This is a genomic window from Psychrobacter sp. APC 3281 (assembly GCF_030407815.1).
Taxonomy (GTDB): domain Bacteria; phylum Pseudomonadota; class Gammaproteobacteria; order Pseudomonadales; family Moraxellaceae; genus Psychrobacter.
Genome location: NZ_JASDCS010000003.1, coordinates 21200 through 39344, shown reverse-complemented (window position 1 = coordinate 39344; position 18145 = coordinate 21200). Strand labels below are relative to the sequence as shown.

Below are 18145 nucleotides of genomic sequence, written 5' to 3'. Positions count from 1 at the left end.
TATCTGTTAATTACTGATTGATAACGTCAACACCCTTTGGTGGTGTAAATTTAAACTGACTGCTACCGATACTTGGGTTCATTTTGATACCGCTAAACTTGATAGAAGTTGTTTGACCCAAGGTATCATTCAATACCATCATGACAGGTTTGCCACCACTAAAGCTTATTGAAAGACTTTTAAAACTTGCACTGTCTGACTTAGGATAGAGCACATAGTAGTTTTTGTTGTCATATGGCTGAGTGATCTTAAAGTTTTGATCAATTTTGCTTGGATCACCTGACAGTAGTAACGCTGGTGTATTACCTACTTGACTGTCAACATTCTGCTTAGTCGCTTGCTCTAAATCCTTGTCATAAACCCACATAGAGTTCCCATTAGCAACGATAAGCTGCTCTGATGGTGACTTGGTTTCCCAGCGGAAGTTATTTGGACGTTGAACACTCATAGAGCCTTTAAACGTACCACTACTCGCGCCTTTGGTCGTTTGGCTAAAATTAGCCGTCATACTCTTGGTATTGGTCAGCAATTTGTTCAAACGTTTGGCAGCTGTTAGATTATCAGCAGGAGCTGCGGTAGCCGTTTGAGTCAATGCCATCATTGGCGCTGCGATACCTAGCGATGTCATTAATACACCTGCTAAAGCCCCACTCATCATTTTTTGTTTGGTTGATTTTTTCGTAGATAAGTTCATCATAAATCCTCTCTAAAAAAGCATAATCGCTTTAAAGTTGTTGCTAAAAATAAAATGTTCTATTGAAATTTTTGTTTTCTATAAATACTGATTTTACAAAGTTAAAACTGGTAACCATCAGCAATGGCAACAGTGTGCCAGTTTTTTTATTACGCGCCTAGTCATGATTTGCAATCTTTACTACGGCTGCCATACACGCTTGTAACCAATGCAGTTACACGGTAAAAGTTTGCATTTAGAATTTTTAGCTACAATCATTACGCTAATAGTGGCCTTAAAAATATCGCTTAAAAGAATTATTATTAATTTATATCACCCTACAAACGTAAAAAGCCCCTACTACCATAAGGCAGTAAGGGCTTTTTTAATTATCCAATCGTTTTATTCAAAGAATAAAATAATCTAAACAGATAATTATGCGTTTTCAACCGTAACATAACGACGGTTAAATTTACCTTTGGTCGCAAACTTTACAACACCGTCATTCAGTGCAAATAAAGTATGGTCACGACCCATGCCAACGCCTTCGCCTGCGTGGAATTCTGTACCACGTTGACGAACGATGATGTTACCAGCTGTGATAGCTTGGCCACCAAAGATTTTTACGCCTAGCATTTTTGGGTTTGAATCACGACCGTTACGGCTCGAACCGGCAGCTTTTTTATGTGCCATGAGAAAATCTCCTTGTTAATTTGACTTATCGCTGATGCGATAACTCTTAAGCATTTAGTGCGCTATTTAGCAATAATTGCTAAATGGATAATTAGGCATTAATCGCTTTGATTTTTAACAAGGTATACCATTGGCGGTGACCTTGTTCTTTGTGATAATGCTTACGACGGTTGTGCTTGATGATACGGATTTTTTCGCCGCGACCATGCTCAACAACTTCAACTTCTACGCTAGCGCCGTCAACAACAGGCTGACCGATTTTGACGTTATCGCCGTCAACAACCATCAACACGTCTTCAAATTTGATTGTTTCGCCTTTTTCTGCTTTTAGTAGTTCAACTTTAAGCAATTCATCGACGACTACACGGTGCTGTTTACCACCAGTTTTGATTACTGCGTACATTGTATGACTCCGTTTAACCCGTGTGCCGTGGCTGATGTTATACCAACGCTTTTACGACGAACACGACAGGGAAAAATTAAAGGCAAGATTTTACGGCTTTTTGCTCATAAAAGCAAGCCGCGCCTCTCGTTTTTGCAAGGTAGTTACACTAATGACCATCTCTCATTTGGCTATAACGGCTGCTCATCAAGGAAAGTCGATAAACGACAATGCGAATATAAACATGAGAAATAGTAATGATAAGTGATAGATTAAGCCCAACAGCGGCCATTATAACTTATGCAATCAGTTACTTACAGCCTTTTATGAATCATTTATGTGACCAATAAGCTTAAAATGCGCTAGAAGATATATCCTCAAAACATAAGACATTTCTTACAGTTTTTATTCTATTCAATAGGCATAGTAAGCCCTATATATCATATGCTTGACCTACTTGTGCTATATACTTTAACCAACAATTTAAGCAGATAGCTATGCTATCATAAGCGAAATAATACCTTACCTATAGATAGATAAAGTCAAGGTTATACCAACTCTCTTTACTCTTATTAATATGACTATTTATTATGACTAGTACCTCTTTAAAGAATACCGTGCCTGCCTCTCAATCGACGCCTAGCTATGCTGATATTCAAAGTATTGTAGCCAATGACTTTGAGGTAATGGACAAGCAAGTGTTTGGCAGTTTGAACTCAAAAGTACAACTCGTCATGAGCGTCTCGCAACATGTGATCAATGCTGGTGGCAAGCGTATGCGTCCGCTGATTACCTTGCTCTGCGCACGTATGTTTGATGACAACCCATCAGAAAAGGCCATGCATCTAGCTGCTATCACTGAAATGCTACATACCGCTACCCTAGTCCATGACGATGTCATCGATGAGTCAGGGCAACGCCGTGGAAAGCCGACGGCAAATGCGACGTGGGACAATGCCACTGCAGTGTTAGTCGGTGATTATTTGATTGCCCGCGCCTTTAATCTATTGGTTGGTTTTCAAAGCCTACCATTGTTGCAAGTGTTCTCTGATGGGACTTGTGACATTGCCGAAGGTGAAGTATTGCAACTACAGCATCAGCATAACCCTGCCGCGACAGAGGAAGATTACTTACGCATTATCGATGGCAAAACTTCACGCCTGTTCATGATGGCGACCCAAGGCGCTGCTATCTTGCAAGATAAGACAGAATATATGACGGCATTGGGCGATTTCGGACAGCACTTTGGTAATGCATTTCAAATTATTGATGATGTGCTCGACTATAGTGGCGATAGCGACGTAATGGGCAAAAACCTAGGCGATGACCTTGCTGAAGGCAAGCCTACCCTACCGACTATCAAAGCACTCGAACTACTCAAAGACAGCGACACTGAAGGCTATGAGCAGTTGCGTATCGCCGTTCAGACAGGTAAGACACCAAATGCTGAGCAGCTGATTGAATTGGTACGTAGTTCTGGCTCATTGGCTTATTGTAAGCAGCGCGCGTTAGAAGAAACCAAACTGGCGCAAGATGCCCTTAGTACGCTACCAGACAACCGTTATCGTACAGGCTTATATCAATTGACTGAACTCGCTAGCGCCCGACTAGTATAGTTAAAGCTGAGTCGTCTATGTTATTGACTGATTAAGACGACTCATTTTTCGATAAAATTTTTTTAGCAAAGCTTTTTAGCAAACTTCCTCAGCAATTGATAAATAAAAGCCCATAAATTAAGAAATACCTTCTCAAAAAATAGCATGTCAGCCAAATCGTTACCTTTCTTTAAGTTTCATACATCCTTGCAGTACTATAATCGTATAAGGCTTTTTGATAGTCGGTTAAAGTTTGATGCCGTTTGTTAGAGACATACTGATAGTTATTTTTTATGACTGTAATTAGGGGTTGCTAAAATTGTCATTTTGTTGACAAAGTCGATTTTCTATCGTTTAAAAACCTTAGTTACTATAGGGTTTTAGAATTATAACAAAAGTTTACAATATATTTTGATACTAGGTTGTGCATGGTTCTATTAGCTGTTAATAGAGACGACGCTTACTATGACGGTAATCTATTAATTCGTAAACTGTAATATTACCGCTTTTCGATCCAGCTCGTATTGCAAACTACTTGACTGTGGGGTTACCCCAATAGTTTATAATGACTCATTAAATTTATTAATCCATTCTGTGGTTTGCTTAAACAATTAATGCTAAATAATCCTTTCGATACTTAATCCATATCGATGTCAGATTTTCTATTAGTCATATTTCACTAACGGAATAATCTGAAACTGGAATAAATAATGCTAGCTTAGGCTATTTATTCTCTTTATTCTCTTTATTCAGCATTAGCAAGTTATTTAGCATTAGCAAGTTATTTAGCATTAGCAAGACCCTTATATTCAGTACGCCAAACTTATTGATCGATTTTTATACTGTCACTATTTATATATATTGCCGAGGACATTGATGAAGCACTCTTATCTTGCGCTTGTAATAGCATCTGTACTATCTGGAGCTGTACTGGTTGGCTGTGACAAAAACGAGGACGCCGCTGGTGAGCAAGCCACACAGCAGCAAATGCCGCCCGCGGTTGTCAACGTTCAGACAGTCACTCTCGATACCGTCCCTCAAGTACAAACTTTTTCTGGTCGTACTGCAGCTTATCAAACTGCTGACGTCCGCCCACAGGTCAACGGTGTGATTGACGAAGTACTATTCCGTGAAGGAAGTAACGTCAAAAAAGGTCAGCCACTGTATCGCATCAACACCGATAACTATGCCTCATCTGTAACGAGTGGCCAAGCCGCTGTACAGCAGTCACAGGCTAACTATCAGACTGCTGTGGCAAACAATGCCAATGCAAAAGCTGAATTGGTCAGCCGTCAAGCGTCATTAGCACAAGCGCAAAATGACTTACAACGTCTGCAAGGTCTGGTCAGTATTGATGCCATCTCAAAGCAGCAGTACGATCAAGCACAAACAGCCGTACGTACAGCACAAGCAGCAGTACAAAGTGCCGCCGCCGCTGTCGGTCAAACTCAAGCAGGTATTGAGAGCGCAAAAGCAGGCATTCAGACTGCAAAAGCAGGTTTGGAAGCCAGTACCTTAGATCTAAATCGTACAATCGTACGTGCACCGCTAACCGGCCGTACTGATCGCTCTAGCGTCACTGCTGGTACTCTAGTCAGTGCTGGTCAAGCAGATCCATTGGTAACTATTTCACGCTTAGACCCTATCTACGTCGATATCAGCCAGTCTTCTTCTGAGTTGCTAAAGCTTCGTCAGCAGATTGCAGATGGTACTGCTCAGCCAGGTATGAACTCAGTTGAATTGGTACTAGAAGATGGTTCTGTTTACCCAGTACGCGGTAAGCTTGCACTGTCTGAAGCCAAAGTTGATGAGTCAACAGGTGCTGTCACTTTACGTGCTATTTTTCCAAACAGCAACAATATCCTGCTACCAGGTATGTATGTCTCGGCACGTTTGACGCAGAGCGTTATTACCAACGCAGCCCTTGTCCCGCAAAGTGCGGTCACTCGTACGCCTAAGAGTGAGACGCAAGTCTATATCGTTGACGAAAATAACAAAATCCAGGTACGTCCGGTCACCATTAATGGTACTTACGATGGACAATGGGTCGTTACTGAAGGCTTGAAAGCAGGTGACAAAGTAGTTGTGATTGGCGGTGCTAAGGTCAAACCTGACCAAGAAGTGGTCGCTAAACCGTTAGAAAGTGCAAATCCAGCACCAGCTGCACAGAGTGCGCCTAATACCAAAACGCCGCAGCAAGCCGCAAAAACGATGGATAAAAAGCCAGCTGGCGATGAGACTTCTACCAAAAAACCAACAGAAGCCGCTGCCAACTAATTCCATTCAAGACAGGAAGACTTAGGGATATACTATGTCACGTTTTTTTATTAATCGCCCTATTTTTGCATGGGTGCTGGCTGTTTTGGTCATGCTCATCGGGGTGATATCCGTTCTTAATCTACCGATTGAACAATATCCACGTATCGCACCACCAACGATTTCAGTCAGTGCAAGCTATCCTGGTGCCAATGCGCAAACCGTAGAAAACTCAGTGGTACAGATCATTGAGCAGCGTATGAAAGGCCTAGATGGTCTGATGTATATGTCATCGTCGAGCTCGTCAAATGGTAGTGCGTCTGTGACGCTAACCTTTGAAAACGGTACCGACTCTGACACAGCTCAAGTACAAGTACAGAACAAACTGCAAGCAGCGATGAGCTCCTTGCCTGAGTCTGTTCAGCGTCAAGGTGTCAACGTCAATAAATCGTCTAGCAGCTTTTTGATGGTGCAAGCATTTATTTCTGAAGATGGCACCATGGATCGGGCAGATATTGCCGATTATATTAACTCTAATGTCGTCGATTCGATCAGTCGTGTAGAGGGTGTGGGTGAAGTTCAAGTCTTTGGCTCTACTTATGCGATGCGTGTATGGCTTGACCCTTCACGCCTACGTAGCTATAACATGATACCTTCAGATGTGGTCAATGCGATACGAGCGCAGAACGCGCAAGTATCTGCCGGTCAGTTAGGTCAAGCACCTGCTGATACCGACCAACAGGTTATCAATGCCACGGTCACGGTGCAAAGCTATCTTCAAACGCCTGAAGAATTCCGAAACATTCTACTAAAAACAGATACCTCAGGCGCACAAGTACGCTTAGGCGATGTAGCAGATGTCGAAATCGGCAGTGAGAACTATAGCGTTGTGTCTTTATACAATGGTAAAGAAGCAGCCGGTTTAGGTATTTCACTCGCTGGTGGCGCAAACGCCCTTGAGACTCGTGAAGCCGTCGGCGCACGTATGGCTGAGCTGGAAAAAAACTTCCCAATTGGTCTAGCCTCAGTCGTTCCGTATGACACCACACCATTTGTACGCTTGTCTATTGAACAAGTCGTTATGACCCTCATTGAAGCGATTGTGTTGGTATTTATCGTTATGTTCATTTTCTTGCAGAACTGGCGCGCAACCATTATTCCAACGCTTGCAGTACCTGTCGTTCTATTAGGTACCTTTGCAGTACTATACGTTGCTGGCTTTAGTATCAACGTATTGACCATGTTTGCCATGGTATTGTCTATCGGTCTACTGGTCGATGATGCGATCGTCGTTGTAGAGAACGTCGAGCGAATACTAGAAGAAGATCCTCACATCTCTATCAAAGATGCAACTATCCAGTCGATGGGTGAAATCAGTAAAATCGTTATTGGTATTGCGCTTATCTTGTCCGCCGTATTCGTACCAATGGCCTTCTTTGGTGGCTCAACAGGTGTGATTTATCGTCAGTTCTCTATCACGCTGATTACCAGCATGGTGCTCTCTGCCATGGTCGCGCTTGTCTTCACCCCTGCCCTATGTGTGACCTTGCTAAAACGTGGCAAAAGTCATGAAAAAGGCAGTACCGAAAAGCAAAAAGGCTTCTTTGGTTGGTTCAACCGCGGCTTCTTTAAACTTAGCCGTTCGTACGAAAACTTTGTAGGCAAAAGTATTCGTTTTAAATGGCTATACATGATTGGCTATGCAGCCATCATCGGTATCATGGCCGTTGTCTTCTTACGTATTCCAGGCTCATTTTTACCAGAAGAAGATCAAGGCATTATGTTTACCTTGGTACAGCTTCCGGCTGGCTCTACGTTAGATGAGACGCAAGACGTATTGGATAAAGTTAGAAACTATTACGATACTCAAGAAACCGATAATATCGCTTCGGTCTTTACCATTGCAGGCTTTAGTTTTGCAGGTCAAGGTCAGAATATGGGTCTGGCGTTTGTGCGCTTATCAGACTGGGAGGAACGCTCGGGCGATGAAAACACCGCTCAAGCTGTCGCTGGTCGAGCAATGGGGTATTTCCTTACTCAGCTAAACGAAGCACAAGTATTTGCGATCGTACCGCCAGCGATTACCGAGCTTGGTAATGCTAGTGGTTTTGACTTAATGATTCAGGACAGTGGCAACCTCGGACATGATGGGCTACTTGAAGCTCGAAATATGCTCTTAGGTATGGCTGCACAAAACGATCAAGTAGCTGGCGTACGTCCTAATGGGCAAGAAGACTCGCCACAACTTAAAGTAAATATCAATCAAGAACAAGCGGCGGCTTATGGCCTGTCACTAAGCAATATCAATAGCGTTATCTCTACTGCGTGGGGCTCAAGCTACGTTAACGACTTCATCGATCGTGGCCGTATCAAACGTGTCTATGTACAAGGTGAAGCCAGCAGCCGTACCAACCCTGATGATATTGGCAAATGGTATGTAAGAAATGACATGAACGATATGATTTCGTTCGATGCATTCTCTAGTAGTGAGTGGCAGTCAGGCTCACCGCGTCTTACTCGTTACAACAGCCTACCGTCAATGAACATCCAAGGTAGCGCCGCACCAGGACTAAGTACTGGTGAAGCAATGAGCTCAATGGAAGCGATGATAGACAAGCTACCTGAGGGTATCAGTTACGAGTGGACAGGCATGTCATTGGAAGAACAGAAGTCAGGTGCCCAAGCGCCGATGCTTTATGCGCTTTCAATTCTAGTTGTCTTCTTATGTTTGGCAGCTTTGTACGAAAGCTGGTCGATTCCTTTCTCTGTGCTACTAGTGATTCCACTTGGGGTATTGGGTGCAGTGATATTTACCTGGCTACGTGGTTTTGCCAATGATATCTACTTGCAAGTTGGTCTACTGACTGTCGTTGGTCTATCCGCCAAAAACGCCATTTTGATTATCGAGTTTGCAAAAGAACACCAAGAGGAAGGTTACAGTCTCAGAGAAGCCGTCATGACCGCAGCACGCCAACGTTTGCGTCCGATTATCATGACCTCACTTGCCTTTGGTTTGGGTGTTGTGCCATTATTCTTGGCGAATGGGCCAGGTTCAGGCAGTCAAAACGCTATTGGTACTAGTGTTGTTGGTGGGGTAGTCACAGCAACCCTCTTAGGTATCTTCTTTATCCCAATGTTCTATATCTGGGTGCGTAGCGCGTTCCCGCATAAATATGAGAACAACACACCCAATGATAAAGATGGTGGCAATGGTACGCCTAACTCGCATAACCCAACACCTTCTGAGAGTTATCAGCCTGCAAGTCTTGGAGACAATACACAATGAGTGCTCAAAAAACATCTATCATCAACTCATCATCGGTAGCTATTACAGCTATCGATGCGCAGCCAGCACTATCTCGTTTGCGCAAAAACAGTGGCCGCCTGTTAGGGCTGACTGCATTGGCAATCAGCATGGCCGCTTGTAACACCATTCCAAAAGCGGATATGCGTCCTGTGCTAGCAGAGCCAAATATTCCTATGCAGCAATCTTACGGTGCATTTGATAAAGAGACTGTCAGTAGTGCTGACCAAGCAAGCATTGCCAGTCAACGCTGGCAGAATTTTTATAGCGATGAGCGGCTAAAAGGTTTGATTGCTCTCGGTCTTGAAAAAAACAAAGACTTTGAGAGTGCGCGCCTAGCGATTGAAAAAGCACGTGCACAGTATCAGATTACCGATATTAATGACTTGCCCGCTATCAATGGCAGTGCGGGTTATACTCGCTCAGCACAGAATCGTACTGATCGAAACGCTAGTAGTAGCTACAGTGTCAACTTAGGCCTTGCCAATTACGAGCTAGACTTTTGGGGTAAAATCTCAAGCTTAAAAGATCAAGCATTGCAGAATTTCTTGGCGACTACAGCAGCCAAAGATGCGACCCAAATCAGCTTGATTAGTAATATTGCCCAAAGCTACGCCAATCTAAGCTATAGCTTAGCGCAATTAAAACTGGCTGAAGCTACAGTTGAAAGCCGTGAGCGTTCGCTATTTATCGCGGATAAACGTTTTGAAGCAGGTATTGATGCAAAACTGCCTTCATTGCAGGCTGCTGCCTCTCTTGAAAGTGCTAAGCTTGCCGTATTACGTGCACAGACTAGCGTTCTTCAATCACGCAATGCATTGCAGTATTTAGTTGGTGGCGCTATTCCAAACGAGCTTATCCCAACACCTGCTGTCAGCAATATCACCAGCCAGCAGATATTCAATGCCGGTCTACCAAGTGAATTACTACGTTATCGTCCTGACGTACTACAAGCGGAATACAATCTAAAAGCGGCTGGTGCGAATATCGAAGTGGCCCGTGCCTCTTACTTCCCATCTATTAGCTTAACCAGTAGTGTGGGCGTCAGTAGCGGCAGCTTGAATGACTTGTTTAAAAATGGTGCCGTTGGCTGGTCGTTTGGACCTAGCATTAGCGTCCCTATCTTTGACGCAGGTCGTTTAGACGCCAATTACGATGTGGCTCAAATCGAACGTGAGCAAACGCTTGCTAGTTATGAGAGCTCTATTCAAACGGCATTCCGCGAAGTGTCAGATGTACTTGCCACGCGTGCAACGCTCGGTGAGCAGTTAGAGGCGCAGTATCGTCTGCAAGATAATTTTGAACAGACATATCAGATAGCAGATGCGCGCTTTAAAGCAGGTCTGGACAATTACTTAGACGTACTTGATGCGCAACGTTCACTATTCTCTACTCAGCAAGGTATCCTAGATTTAGAGCTACAGAAAATCGTTAGCCAGATTGAGTTGTACCAAGCGCTTGGTGGCGGTGCGAACCTTGATGTACCGTCTGTCATTCCTGTACCGCAGCACACCAACTTGGCACAGATTGTCACTGGAACTGCTACTAGTGCAAAAACCAAAGCGACAAATGCCATCAAAGCAGCTGGTTCAGCGCGTGTGACTACGCCGCAAGAAGCGGTCGCCATTAAACAGTCGCAAGCGGTAGAAACGACTACTTTCAAACCGACTGCTATCGTCGATGTGAATGATGATGGTAAAAAGGATGCCGCTGTCGGCGTGGTCACTGAAGAGACTCGCTTCAATAACAATAGTGTTGAGCAAGTTCCTGTGACCCAGATTGTTGAGCCTTAAATGACCCAGCCTTAATTTGATGACGCAGCTCTATCATCACATTGACAGTCGATACGTACTATCAGCCCTACCGACTTAACGTGGTGGGGCTTTTTGCTTTTATTGACGTCTTTTGGTTATAGTAGGCTCACTTTATGCAGGCTCACTTTATGCAGGCTCTCTTTATATAAGCTTTCTTTGTATAAAGCCACTTATAAAGCACAGATTTTGATAAGCTAATTCTATAAAATACCGCTTATAGCGATATTATTTTAACCATGTAACATGATAACTATTAAAACAATCATAAGGAATTATTATGAGCTATACCTTTAACCGTCAATACCCTGCTACTCGCTTACGTCGCCTGCGCTATAACGACAATGTACGTTCAATGATTCGTGAAGTGGAGCTGCACCCCAAGCACTTTATTGCCCCTGTCTTTGTCTTAGAAGGCGAAAACCAACGCGAAACCATCGCTAGTATGCCGGGTGTTGAACGCTTATCGATTGATTTGCTAATTAACTATGCCAAAGAACTGTTAGCAGAAGGTGTCACAACCATCGACCTTTTCCCTGTGATCGATAACGCTTTGAAAACACCAGATGGTAGCGCCGCTTATGACGAAAACGCCCTAACTGCACGTACGATAAAAGCGGTCAAAGACGCTGTGCCAGAAATGGTCGTTATGACTGATGTAGCATTAGACCCTTATACCTCACATGGTCAAGATGGGCTGCTTGATGACAGCGGTTACGTCATCAATGATGCAACCATCGAAGTACTGGTCAAGCAAGCACTGGTACATGCGCGTGCCGGTGCAGATATCATCTCTCCTAGTGACATGATGGATGGCCGTATCAAAGCCATGCGTGATGCTTTTGAAGCAGAAGGTTTTGTGAATACGGCTATCATGGCTTACTCAGCCAAATATGCTTCTGCTTACTACGGCCCATTCCGTGATGCCGTCGGCAGTGCTGGCAACCTAAAAGGTGGCCATAAGAAACAGTATCAGATGGACTTTGGCAATCGTGCTGAGGCGCTACATGAAGTGGCTATGGATATCAACGAAGGCGCAGATATGGTCATGATTAAACCTGGTCAGCCGTATCTTGATTTGATTCGTGAAGTCAAAGACACCTTTGGCGTACCAACCTTTGCGTATCAAGTATCTGGCGAATATGCCATGCATATGGCTGCTATTCAGAACGGTTGGTTAAGTGATGCAGTGATTTTAGAATCTTTGATTGGCTTCCGCCGTGCTGGTGCTGATGGTATCTTGACCTACTTTGCTCTAGAAGCGGCCCGCCAGCTAAACAATGCCTAATAGTAGTTAAACTACCTTTTATAATGTAAAAGCCCCAGCTACCTATTAGTAGCTGGGGCTTTTTTATGCGGTTACTCTATTAAAATAAAACTATAGACGTGCACGATCATGTGGCTCATTAAAATCAATCACTGGGCCAGCAGGGACAATACATGTGGGATTAATATTGGCATGACTGGTGTAATAATGCTGCTTGATATGATCCATATTTACTGTCTCTGCGATACCAGGTACCTGATATAAATCACGCAGATAGCCCCAAAGATTTGGATAGTCAACGATACGACGCAGATTGCATTTAAAGTGCCCAACATAAACAGCATCAAAACGAACCAACGTCGTAAATAGTCGCCAATCTGCTTCAGTTATGGTGCTACCTGTTAGATAACGCTGATGTGCTAAGCGCGTCTCAAGTGTATCTAATGCCGCAAATAGCTCAATCACAGCCTCTTCGTAAGCCTCTTGTGTGGTAGAGAATCCTGTCTTATACACGCCATTGTTGATAGTTGAATAGACAAAGGTATTGATATCATCAATTTCTTGTAATAACTCTGCTGGCACAAAATTACCTGCTAGTGCCCCAACCTCATCAAAGGCAGAGTTAAACATACGAATAATTTCAGATGATTCATTACTCACGATTGTGTTTGTTTTTTTATCCCACAAGATAGGTACGGTGACACGGCCTGTATAGTCTGGCTTGGCCTTGGTATACAGCTCATAGGCATAGTCTGCATTGATAACTGGATCAGCAACGACGCCTGCACCTTCTGCAAACGTCCAACCATACTCACCCATATATGGATGTACTACAGACAACGGAATGATGTCTTCTAAGCCTTTAAGCTTGCGGTAGATAAGGGTACGGTGTGCCCAAGGACAGGCTAGCGACACGTATAGATGATAGCGGTCAGGTTCGGCTTTAAAGCCCTCAATACCTGTAGGCCCTGCGCTACCATCTACCGTTACCCAGTTTCTAAAACCAGCATCTTCACGCTGAAAGCGGCCGCCACTCTCTTTTGTCTCATACCACTTGTCTTGCCACTGCCCTTCTACCAAAAGACCCATGTTATTCTCCAACTGTTTTTAATATTTGTTTAACACTTGCTCAGCATGACTGACTTGAAGTCATTATTATCATGACCATTACGTTGTTTAGAGAGATATCATATCAGTTATAAGGGTTTAATCATTAGCGTCATCTCGTTTATTAACAATAAAAACTAAACCTATTAAATTTAATATTTAGTGAATATACACAAAAGTATATCTAAATATCTAATATAAGCCTGAATAGCAGATATTATGATAATAAAAGAAGTTTAAGCTAAAAAAGACTTGCAAAGTCTGGGAAACTTGCTAAAATGCTCAACCTAAATAGGCGTATAGCTCAGTTGGTTAGAGCGCTACCTTGACATGGTAGAGGTCGTTGGTTCGAATCCGATTACGCCTACCAGATTCGAAAAGCCCCAATCTTAAGATTGGGGCTTTTTTTTCCGTGAAATATGGGCTGTAGCGAAAAATACTTGTCTACATCGACTCATAGTCATGATTATACAAGCAGATTTAAATCATTTAAAAAAGTGACGGTGACCAAAACGTGACCATCCCTTAAAAACCATTAAAATTAAAACCCTCTTTTTGACCTCTACTTTAAACTGTAAACTAAAACTTATTTCTGAGTATTTTTCTCTTTATCCTCTTTTATATATTCAAAAATATCCCCTGCCCTAAGATCTAGTGCCTCACAAATTTTATCAATTAGATCTTAGACACTGCGACTTGCTAATTTCTGTTATTCTTTATTTATACTTATATTTTTTAAAGTAAGCCATGCCATAAATATATTCTGAGTTATTACTATGTTTAACTTCGATTTTAGTCTAAATGTTCTGGTGTATCATGCCTTTCAATTAGGTATTGCTTTCATATTGTCACTACCAATCGCGCTTAACCGTGAACTTGAAGATAATGGTGCAGGTTTGAGGACTTTTCCTTTAGTAACAATTGCTTCGTGTGCTTTTATGCTAGTGGGCATGGACATTTATCAAGACGCCGATGCTGAGGCTAGAATTATGTATGGCATAATCACTGGAATGGGTTTTATTGGCGGTGGCGCTATCTTTAAAAACGAAAGTGGCGCAAAGGGCACTGCTACTGCGGCTGGATTGTGGAATACAGCCGCCATTGGGATATCGGTGGCGTATAGTCGCTATGAGATTGCTATCATCTTATCAATAGTTGGTTTTTTGATCCTACAATTCTCAAAACCTTTTAAACCAAAATCTTAACGATGCCACTCTTAGTCATTAGAATAGAGAATCAAACCGCCATTTTAACAAGAACTTCATACTTACTTTGCTTTGGACAAAGTTGTTAGTGGTTGAGCTCCTTTGAACCTTAGCAAGCGTAAAGCATTGAGAGTCACTAGTACCGTTGCACCAGTGTCCGCTATCACAGCAACCCATAGCCCAGTGATACCCAGTACAGTAGTGATCAGAAATATGGATTTTAGACCAAGTGCAAAAATCACATTTTGATGAATATTGGACATGGTGGCACGTGATAGGGCAATGAGATGAGCGACGTCCGTGACGCGACTTTTTAATAGGGCGATATCGGCCGTTTCGATAGCAACATCCGTACCGCCACCCATGGCAATACCTACGTCTGCTGTTGCTAATGCTGGCGCATCGTTAATACCATCACCAATCATCGCTATCTTGCTATTATCCTTCATCTCATTGAGCAAACGTAGTTTGTCTTCAGGTAAGAGCTCAGCTTCCCATTCTATCTCTAAATGACTAGCAAGTGCCTGAGCGGTCAGACGGTTGTCACCTGTCAGCATCACCGAACGCACACCCATCGCTTTGAGCTGTGCCACTCCTGCCTGAGCATCCTCTCGCAACTCATCTCGTAATGCTATCAATCCAAGCACTTCACTACTTTGCTCATCATACAAAACTGAGACAGTCTTGCCTTCCTTTTGCAATACTTCAATGCGTGCCTGTTGGTCCATTGACAGCAAGCTTTTCTCAGTTGCATAGACTGGTGATCCAATGGCTAGAGGGCGCCCGGCTACTGTTGCATGTACTGCTTTTCCCGCAGTAGCATAAGCTTTGGAAGCCACTGGTATGGATATCTGGGCAGCTTTGGCATGATCGATAATAGCTTTTGCCAGTGGATGGCTAGAGGCGGATTCAACGCTGGCAAACAGCGCTAGTATCTCATTATGACCTTCAGGCCCTACATGCTCTTGTACTGATCGCTTCTGTGTAAAGGCTATCACATCGGTCACCTGTGGCTTACCTTCAGTCAACGTGCCCGTCTTATCAAAAGCCACGACATTTACGCGACCCATGATTTCTAAAGCACTGCCCCCTTTGATAAGTAAACCGCGGCGTGTACCGACAGCCAATCCTGATGCAATGGCAGCTGGAGTAGATAGTACAAGCGCGCAAGGACAGGCGATTAGCAACAGTGCAAAACCACGATATAACCAAGTCGCCCATTCTCCTCCCATCGCTAGCGGCGGCACAACAATAACCAGTGCAGCGATAGCCATCACCGCTGGGGTATAATACCGACTGAATTTTTCAATAAAGCGGGCAGTAGGGGCTTTAGAGGTTTGCGCTTGCTCTACCAAATTGATAATGCGTGCAATGGTGTTGTCAGCAGCTGTCTTTTGTACACGGATTTGCAGCGCCCCATCCATATTGATTGATCCTGCAAATACCGTATCACCTATCGCCTTGGCAACGGGAATTGATTCGCCAGTAACAGGTGAGTCATCAAGACTAGAGCTACCTTGAACAATGACACCATCAGCGGATACTTTATCGCCAGGACGTACCATTACCAGATCATCGACCTGTAACGAGACTGCAGGAACGTCACGTTGTCCGCCTTGTGCATCCAGTAAAATCGCAGTCTTTGGAACCAATGATGCCAATGCTCTGATACCAGCACGGGCACGATCTGCTGCCACACCTTCTAACAATTCACCGACAGAGAACAAAAAGACAACCGCCGCCGCCTCTTCAGATTCACCAATAATAAGTGCACCAATTGCCGCGATAGACATCAGCATTTCAATAGAAAACGGGGTGCCTGTCATTGCCAAGGTTATAGACTTTCGGGCAAAAGGGAAAACACCCACAACGACGGCAATAGCAAATGCCCACATGACATAATCAGGAAAAAGTAATGCCAACGCGTAGGCGACGCTCATCAAGATACCGAGACTAACGACTTGCTTACCTTTTCTGGTTTGCCACCAACACTGTTGCTGCGTCTTCAATTGATTATCACTAATGCTGTCTGCTGCGTTTGCTTGATCAGCAGTGGCAGATATGCCAAAACCCAGACGCTTGATGGTCTTTTCAATATCGCTGCACTGAGTATCTGAATCAGGGGCAAGCGATAGCTCTAACTTTTCAGTCGCAAAATTAAGCTGTATGTCAGAGACACCAGGCATACGTTCTAATGCAGTTTCAATCTTTCTGACGCAACTGGCACAGTCCATACCTTCAATACGATATTGCATAATAAATTGCCTCATTATAAGAATTCATTTAATAACGCTATTTTGAACCCTCTAGTGGCTTCAGGGTCAAGGCCATTTATATGCAATTGTATAAACTTGATTTCCTTAAGGTTAAACCTTATAGTTACTTTAATGTTTTCAGTTTTGAAATGACTTTGAGATAACCATGCTAATAAAAATTGGAGAGCTCGCTAAGCGTACAGGCGTTACAGTAGAAACCATTCGCTATTATGAAAAAGAAAAGCTATTACCAGAGCCTTCGCGTAGTGAAGGGAACTATCGCTTATATCGCGAAAGTCATATCGAGCGTCTACAGTTCGTTCTGCACTGTCGTACACTCGATATGACATTGGATGAAGTACGGACTTTACTTAAGTACTGGGAAGAGCCTAGCAGAGATTGCGCTGATGTCGATACCTTGTTGGATGAACATATCTGCGCTGTAGAAACACGTATAGAAGAGCTAAAACAGTTAAAAAAACACTTAAGTGTTTTGCGACAGAAATGTGTTAGTAGCGCACCAGCGAAATCATGTGGCATATTAAATGCGCTTGCTGATCATTCTTGTCATGAAAATTCGCCATATGGCTCACAGTAAATACTATCTGAATAGCTGCAAATAATTAATGCTTATTCATCGCTATAGATAGCACCTCTGCTATTTGATAATTACTATGCTGCAATTTCACTTGATTCTCTTTAAGCGCATTCTAATGACTTGGTTAAACAGACTCTAACGATTTAGCCTTTTCAAAAAACGCAAACCATAAACGCCTACCCTCCTCATTAATACGTCGCACCGTCTCGAAATACTTTTGCCGCGCTTCCTCATCTACTAAGGGAGCAGGAAGTAGAGGATCAAAAACAACACTGCGGATACCTGCATCTCCAAGGATGAATATTTCTCGAAGCGCCACATGGGACGGCAAATCGGCCAAACCATTTAACCAGTCGGTGAGCTGCTGCGACTTCTCTTTATAATGCTTTTCAAGATGCATGTCCGACCAGAGCTCTCGTGCTTTTTTCTGCCTAACCTCATCGAAATCATTGGCCTTAAAAACCGCAGCTTCCTCTTCTAATCCCAAGTCCAATAGACGCCGACGGACGACATCAATACCGCCTAACAAATTATTGGGACGCAGATAAAGCCCCTTATCAAGTTCACGAAACCCCAATAATGACAAAGCGCGAGCACGGGCACGCAGCGCTTTACGATCACTGCGGGGTAGTCCACCGGTAGCTACCGCTATCCATGAGCCATCGGATTTTATCGTTCTTTTATCCGCTGTTTGCCATAAGGCCACATCGGCGCCCAATTTTTGAGCTTTCGGTCCGAGTCTGTAGGTGGCAGGACCAATCGACTCAGCAAGATCCGCTTGGATCAAACGAGCAAGCGTCACACGTATACTATTTTCTGTCATACCAAAGATAGAGCCTGCCAGCACCGCTTCGGAAGCACTAAGTGTGTTTGCTTCTGCCACCATAAGTAAGCGTAAAAGCAATAAACGAGGCGTTGGTTTGTTCATATTACACCTATTGACGGAATTATTTTTTATATGTAATACTGATCGTGTAAGTTACTGAACTACTGAAACTT

At 43.4% G+C, this 18145-nt stretch carries 14 protein-coding genes and 1 tRNA gene; 8 read left to right on the top strand and 7 right to left on the bottom strand.

Annotation, left to right across the window (positions count from 1 at the left end; all coding sequences use genetic code 11):
* Positions 1–10: 10 nt before the first annotated feature.
* The 3 genes from lolA to rplU all read right to left on the bottom strand — a co-directional run bounded on the left by lolA (position 11) and on the right by rplU (position 1769).
* Positions 11–697, bottom strand: coding sequence for an outer membrane lipoprotein chaperone LolA (gene lolA, locus QL886_RS02630; protein ID WP_057761010.1), 687 nt, complete (start codon positions 695–697; stop codon positions 11–13).
* Positions 698–1108: 411 nt separating this feature from the next.
* Positions 1109–1366 carry a 50S ribosomal protein L27 gene (rpmA, locus tag QL886_RS02625; protein ID WP_021813611.1) on the bottom strand — a complete coding sequence of 86 codons (258 nt, stop codon included), beginning with the start codon at positions 1364–1366 and terminating at the stop codon, positions 1109–1111.
* 91 nt (positions 1367–1457) lie between these two features.
* The gene (rplU, locus tag QL886_RS02620; protein ID WP_057761012.1) at positions 1458–1769 is read right to left on the bottom strand and encodes a 50S ribosomal protein L21; all 312 of its coding nucleotides are present in this window, start codon (positions 1767–1769) and stop codon (positions 1458–1460) included.
* Between the two features lie 569 nt (positions 1770–2338).
* Here rplU and QL886_RS02615 point away from each other — a divergent pair.
* From QL886_RS02615 to hemB, 5 genes are all read left to right on the top strand, one after another.
* On the top strand, positions 2339–3364 hold the full coding sequence (locus QL886_RS02615; RefSeq protein ID WP_290177559.1) for a polyprenyl synthetase family protein: 1026 nt from the start codon (positions 2339–2341) through the stop codon (positions 3362–3364).
* A gap of 855 nt (positions 3365–4219) precedes the next feature.
* Entirely contained in the window at positions 4220–5620 is a 1401-nt protein-coding gene (locus QL886_RS02610) for an efflux RND transporter periplasmic adaptor subunit (RefSeq protein WP_290177558.1), read from the top strand.
* Between the two features lie 34 nt (positions 5621–5654).
* Positions 5655–8885, top strand: coding sequence for an efflux RND transporter permease subunit (locus QL886_RS02605; protein WP_290177557.1), 3231 nt, complete (start codon positions 5655–5657; stop codon positions 8883–8885).
* Positions 8882–10696, top strand: coding sequence for an efflux transporter outer membrane subunit (locus QL886_RS02600; protein ID WP_290177556.1), 1815 nt, complete (start codon positions 8882–8884; stop codon positions 10694–10696). The genes QL886_RS02605 and QL886_RS02600 overlap by 4 nt, the downstream gene beginning before the upstream one ends.
* A gap of 298 nt (positions 10697–10994) precedes the next feature.
* Positions 10995–12002: a porphobilinogen synthase gene (gene hemB / locus QL886_RS02595; protein ID WP_101206356.1), complete on the top strand. Its 1008-nt coding sequence runs from the start codon at positions 10995–10997 to the stop codon at positions 12000–12002.
* 90 nt (positions 12003–12092) lie between these two features.
* Here hemB and QL886_RS02590 read toward each other — a convergent pair whose 3' ends face one another.
* Positions 12093–13070: a glutathione S-transferase family protein gene (locus QL886_RS02590; protein WP_290177555.1), complete on the bottom strand. Its 978-nt coding sequence runs from the start codon at positions 13068–13070 to the stop codon at positions 12093–12095.
* 311 nt (positions 13071–13381) lie between these two features.
* On the opposite strand from QL886_RS02590, the gene QL886_RS02585 reads away from it, so the two are divergent.
* A tRNA-Val gene (locus QL886_RS02585) sits at positions 13382–13458 on the top strand.
* Between the two features lie 216 nt (positions 13459–13674).
* Here the strand turns inward: QL886_RS02585 and QL886_RS13010 are convergent.
* Entirely contained in the window at positions 13675–13764 is a 90-nt protein-coding gene (locus QL886_RS13010; RefSeq protein WP_356625715.1) for a helix-turn-helix domain-containing protein, read from the bottom strand.
* Positions 13765–13864: 100 nt separating this feature from the next.
* On the opposite strand from QL886_RS13010, the gene QL886_RS02580 reads away from it, so the two are divergent.
* A complete protein-coding gene (locus QL886_RS02580) occupies positions 13865–14293 on the top strand; it encodes an MgtC/SapB family protein (protein ID WP_290177554.1) in 429 nt (142 codons plus the stop codon).
* Between the two features lie 62 nt (positions 14294–14355).
* Here the strand turns inward: QL886_RS02580 and QL886_RS02575 are convergent, their stop codons facing one another.
* Complete coding sequence (locus QL886_RS02575; RefSeq protein WP_290177553.1) at positions 14356–16548, bottom strand: heavy metal translocating P-type ATPase; 2193 nt, start codon at positions 16546–16548, stop codon at positions 14356–14358.
* Positions 16549–16714: 166 nt separating this feature from the next.
* Between QL886_RS02575 and cadR the strand changes: the two genes are divergently transcribed.
* On the top strand, positions 16715–17146 hold the full coding sequence (gene cadR, locus QL886_RS02570; protein ID WP_290177552.1) for a Cd(II)/Pb(II)-responsive transcriptional regulator: 432 nt from the start codon (positions 16715–16717) through the stop codon (positions 17144–17146).
* A 124-nt stretch (positions 17147–17270) separates the two neighbouring features.
* Here the strand turns inward: cadR and QL886_RS02565 are convergent, their stop codons facing one another.
* On the bottom strand, positions 17271–18074 hold the full coding sequence (locus QL886_RS02565; RefSeq protein ID WP_290177551.1) for a PaaX family transcriptional regulator: 804 nt from the start codon (positions 18072–18074) through the stop codon (positions 17271–17273).
* Positions 18075–18145: the final 71 nt, after the last annotated feature.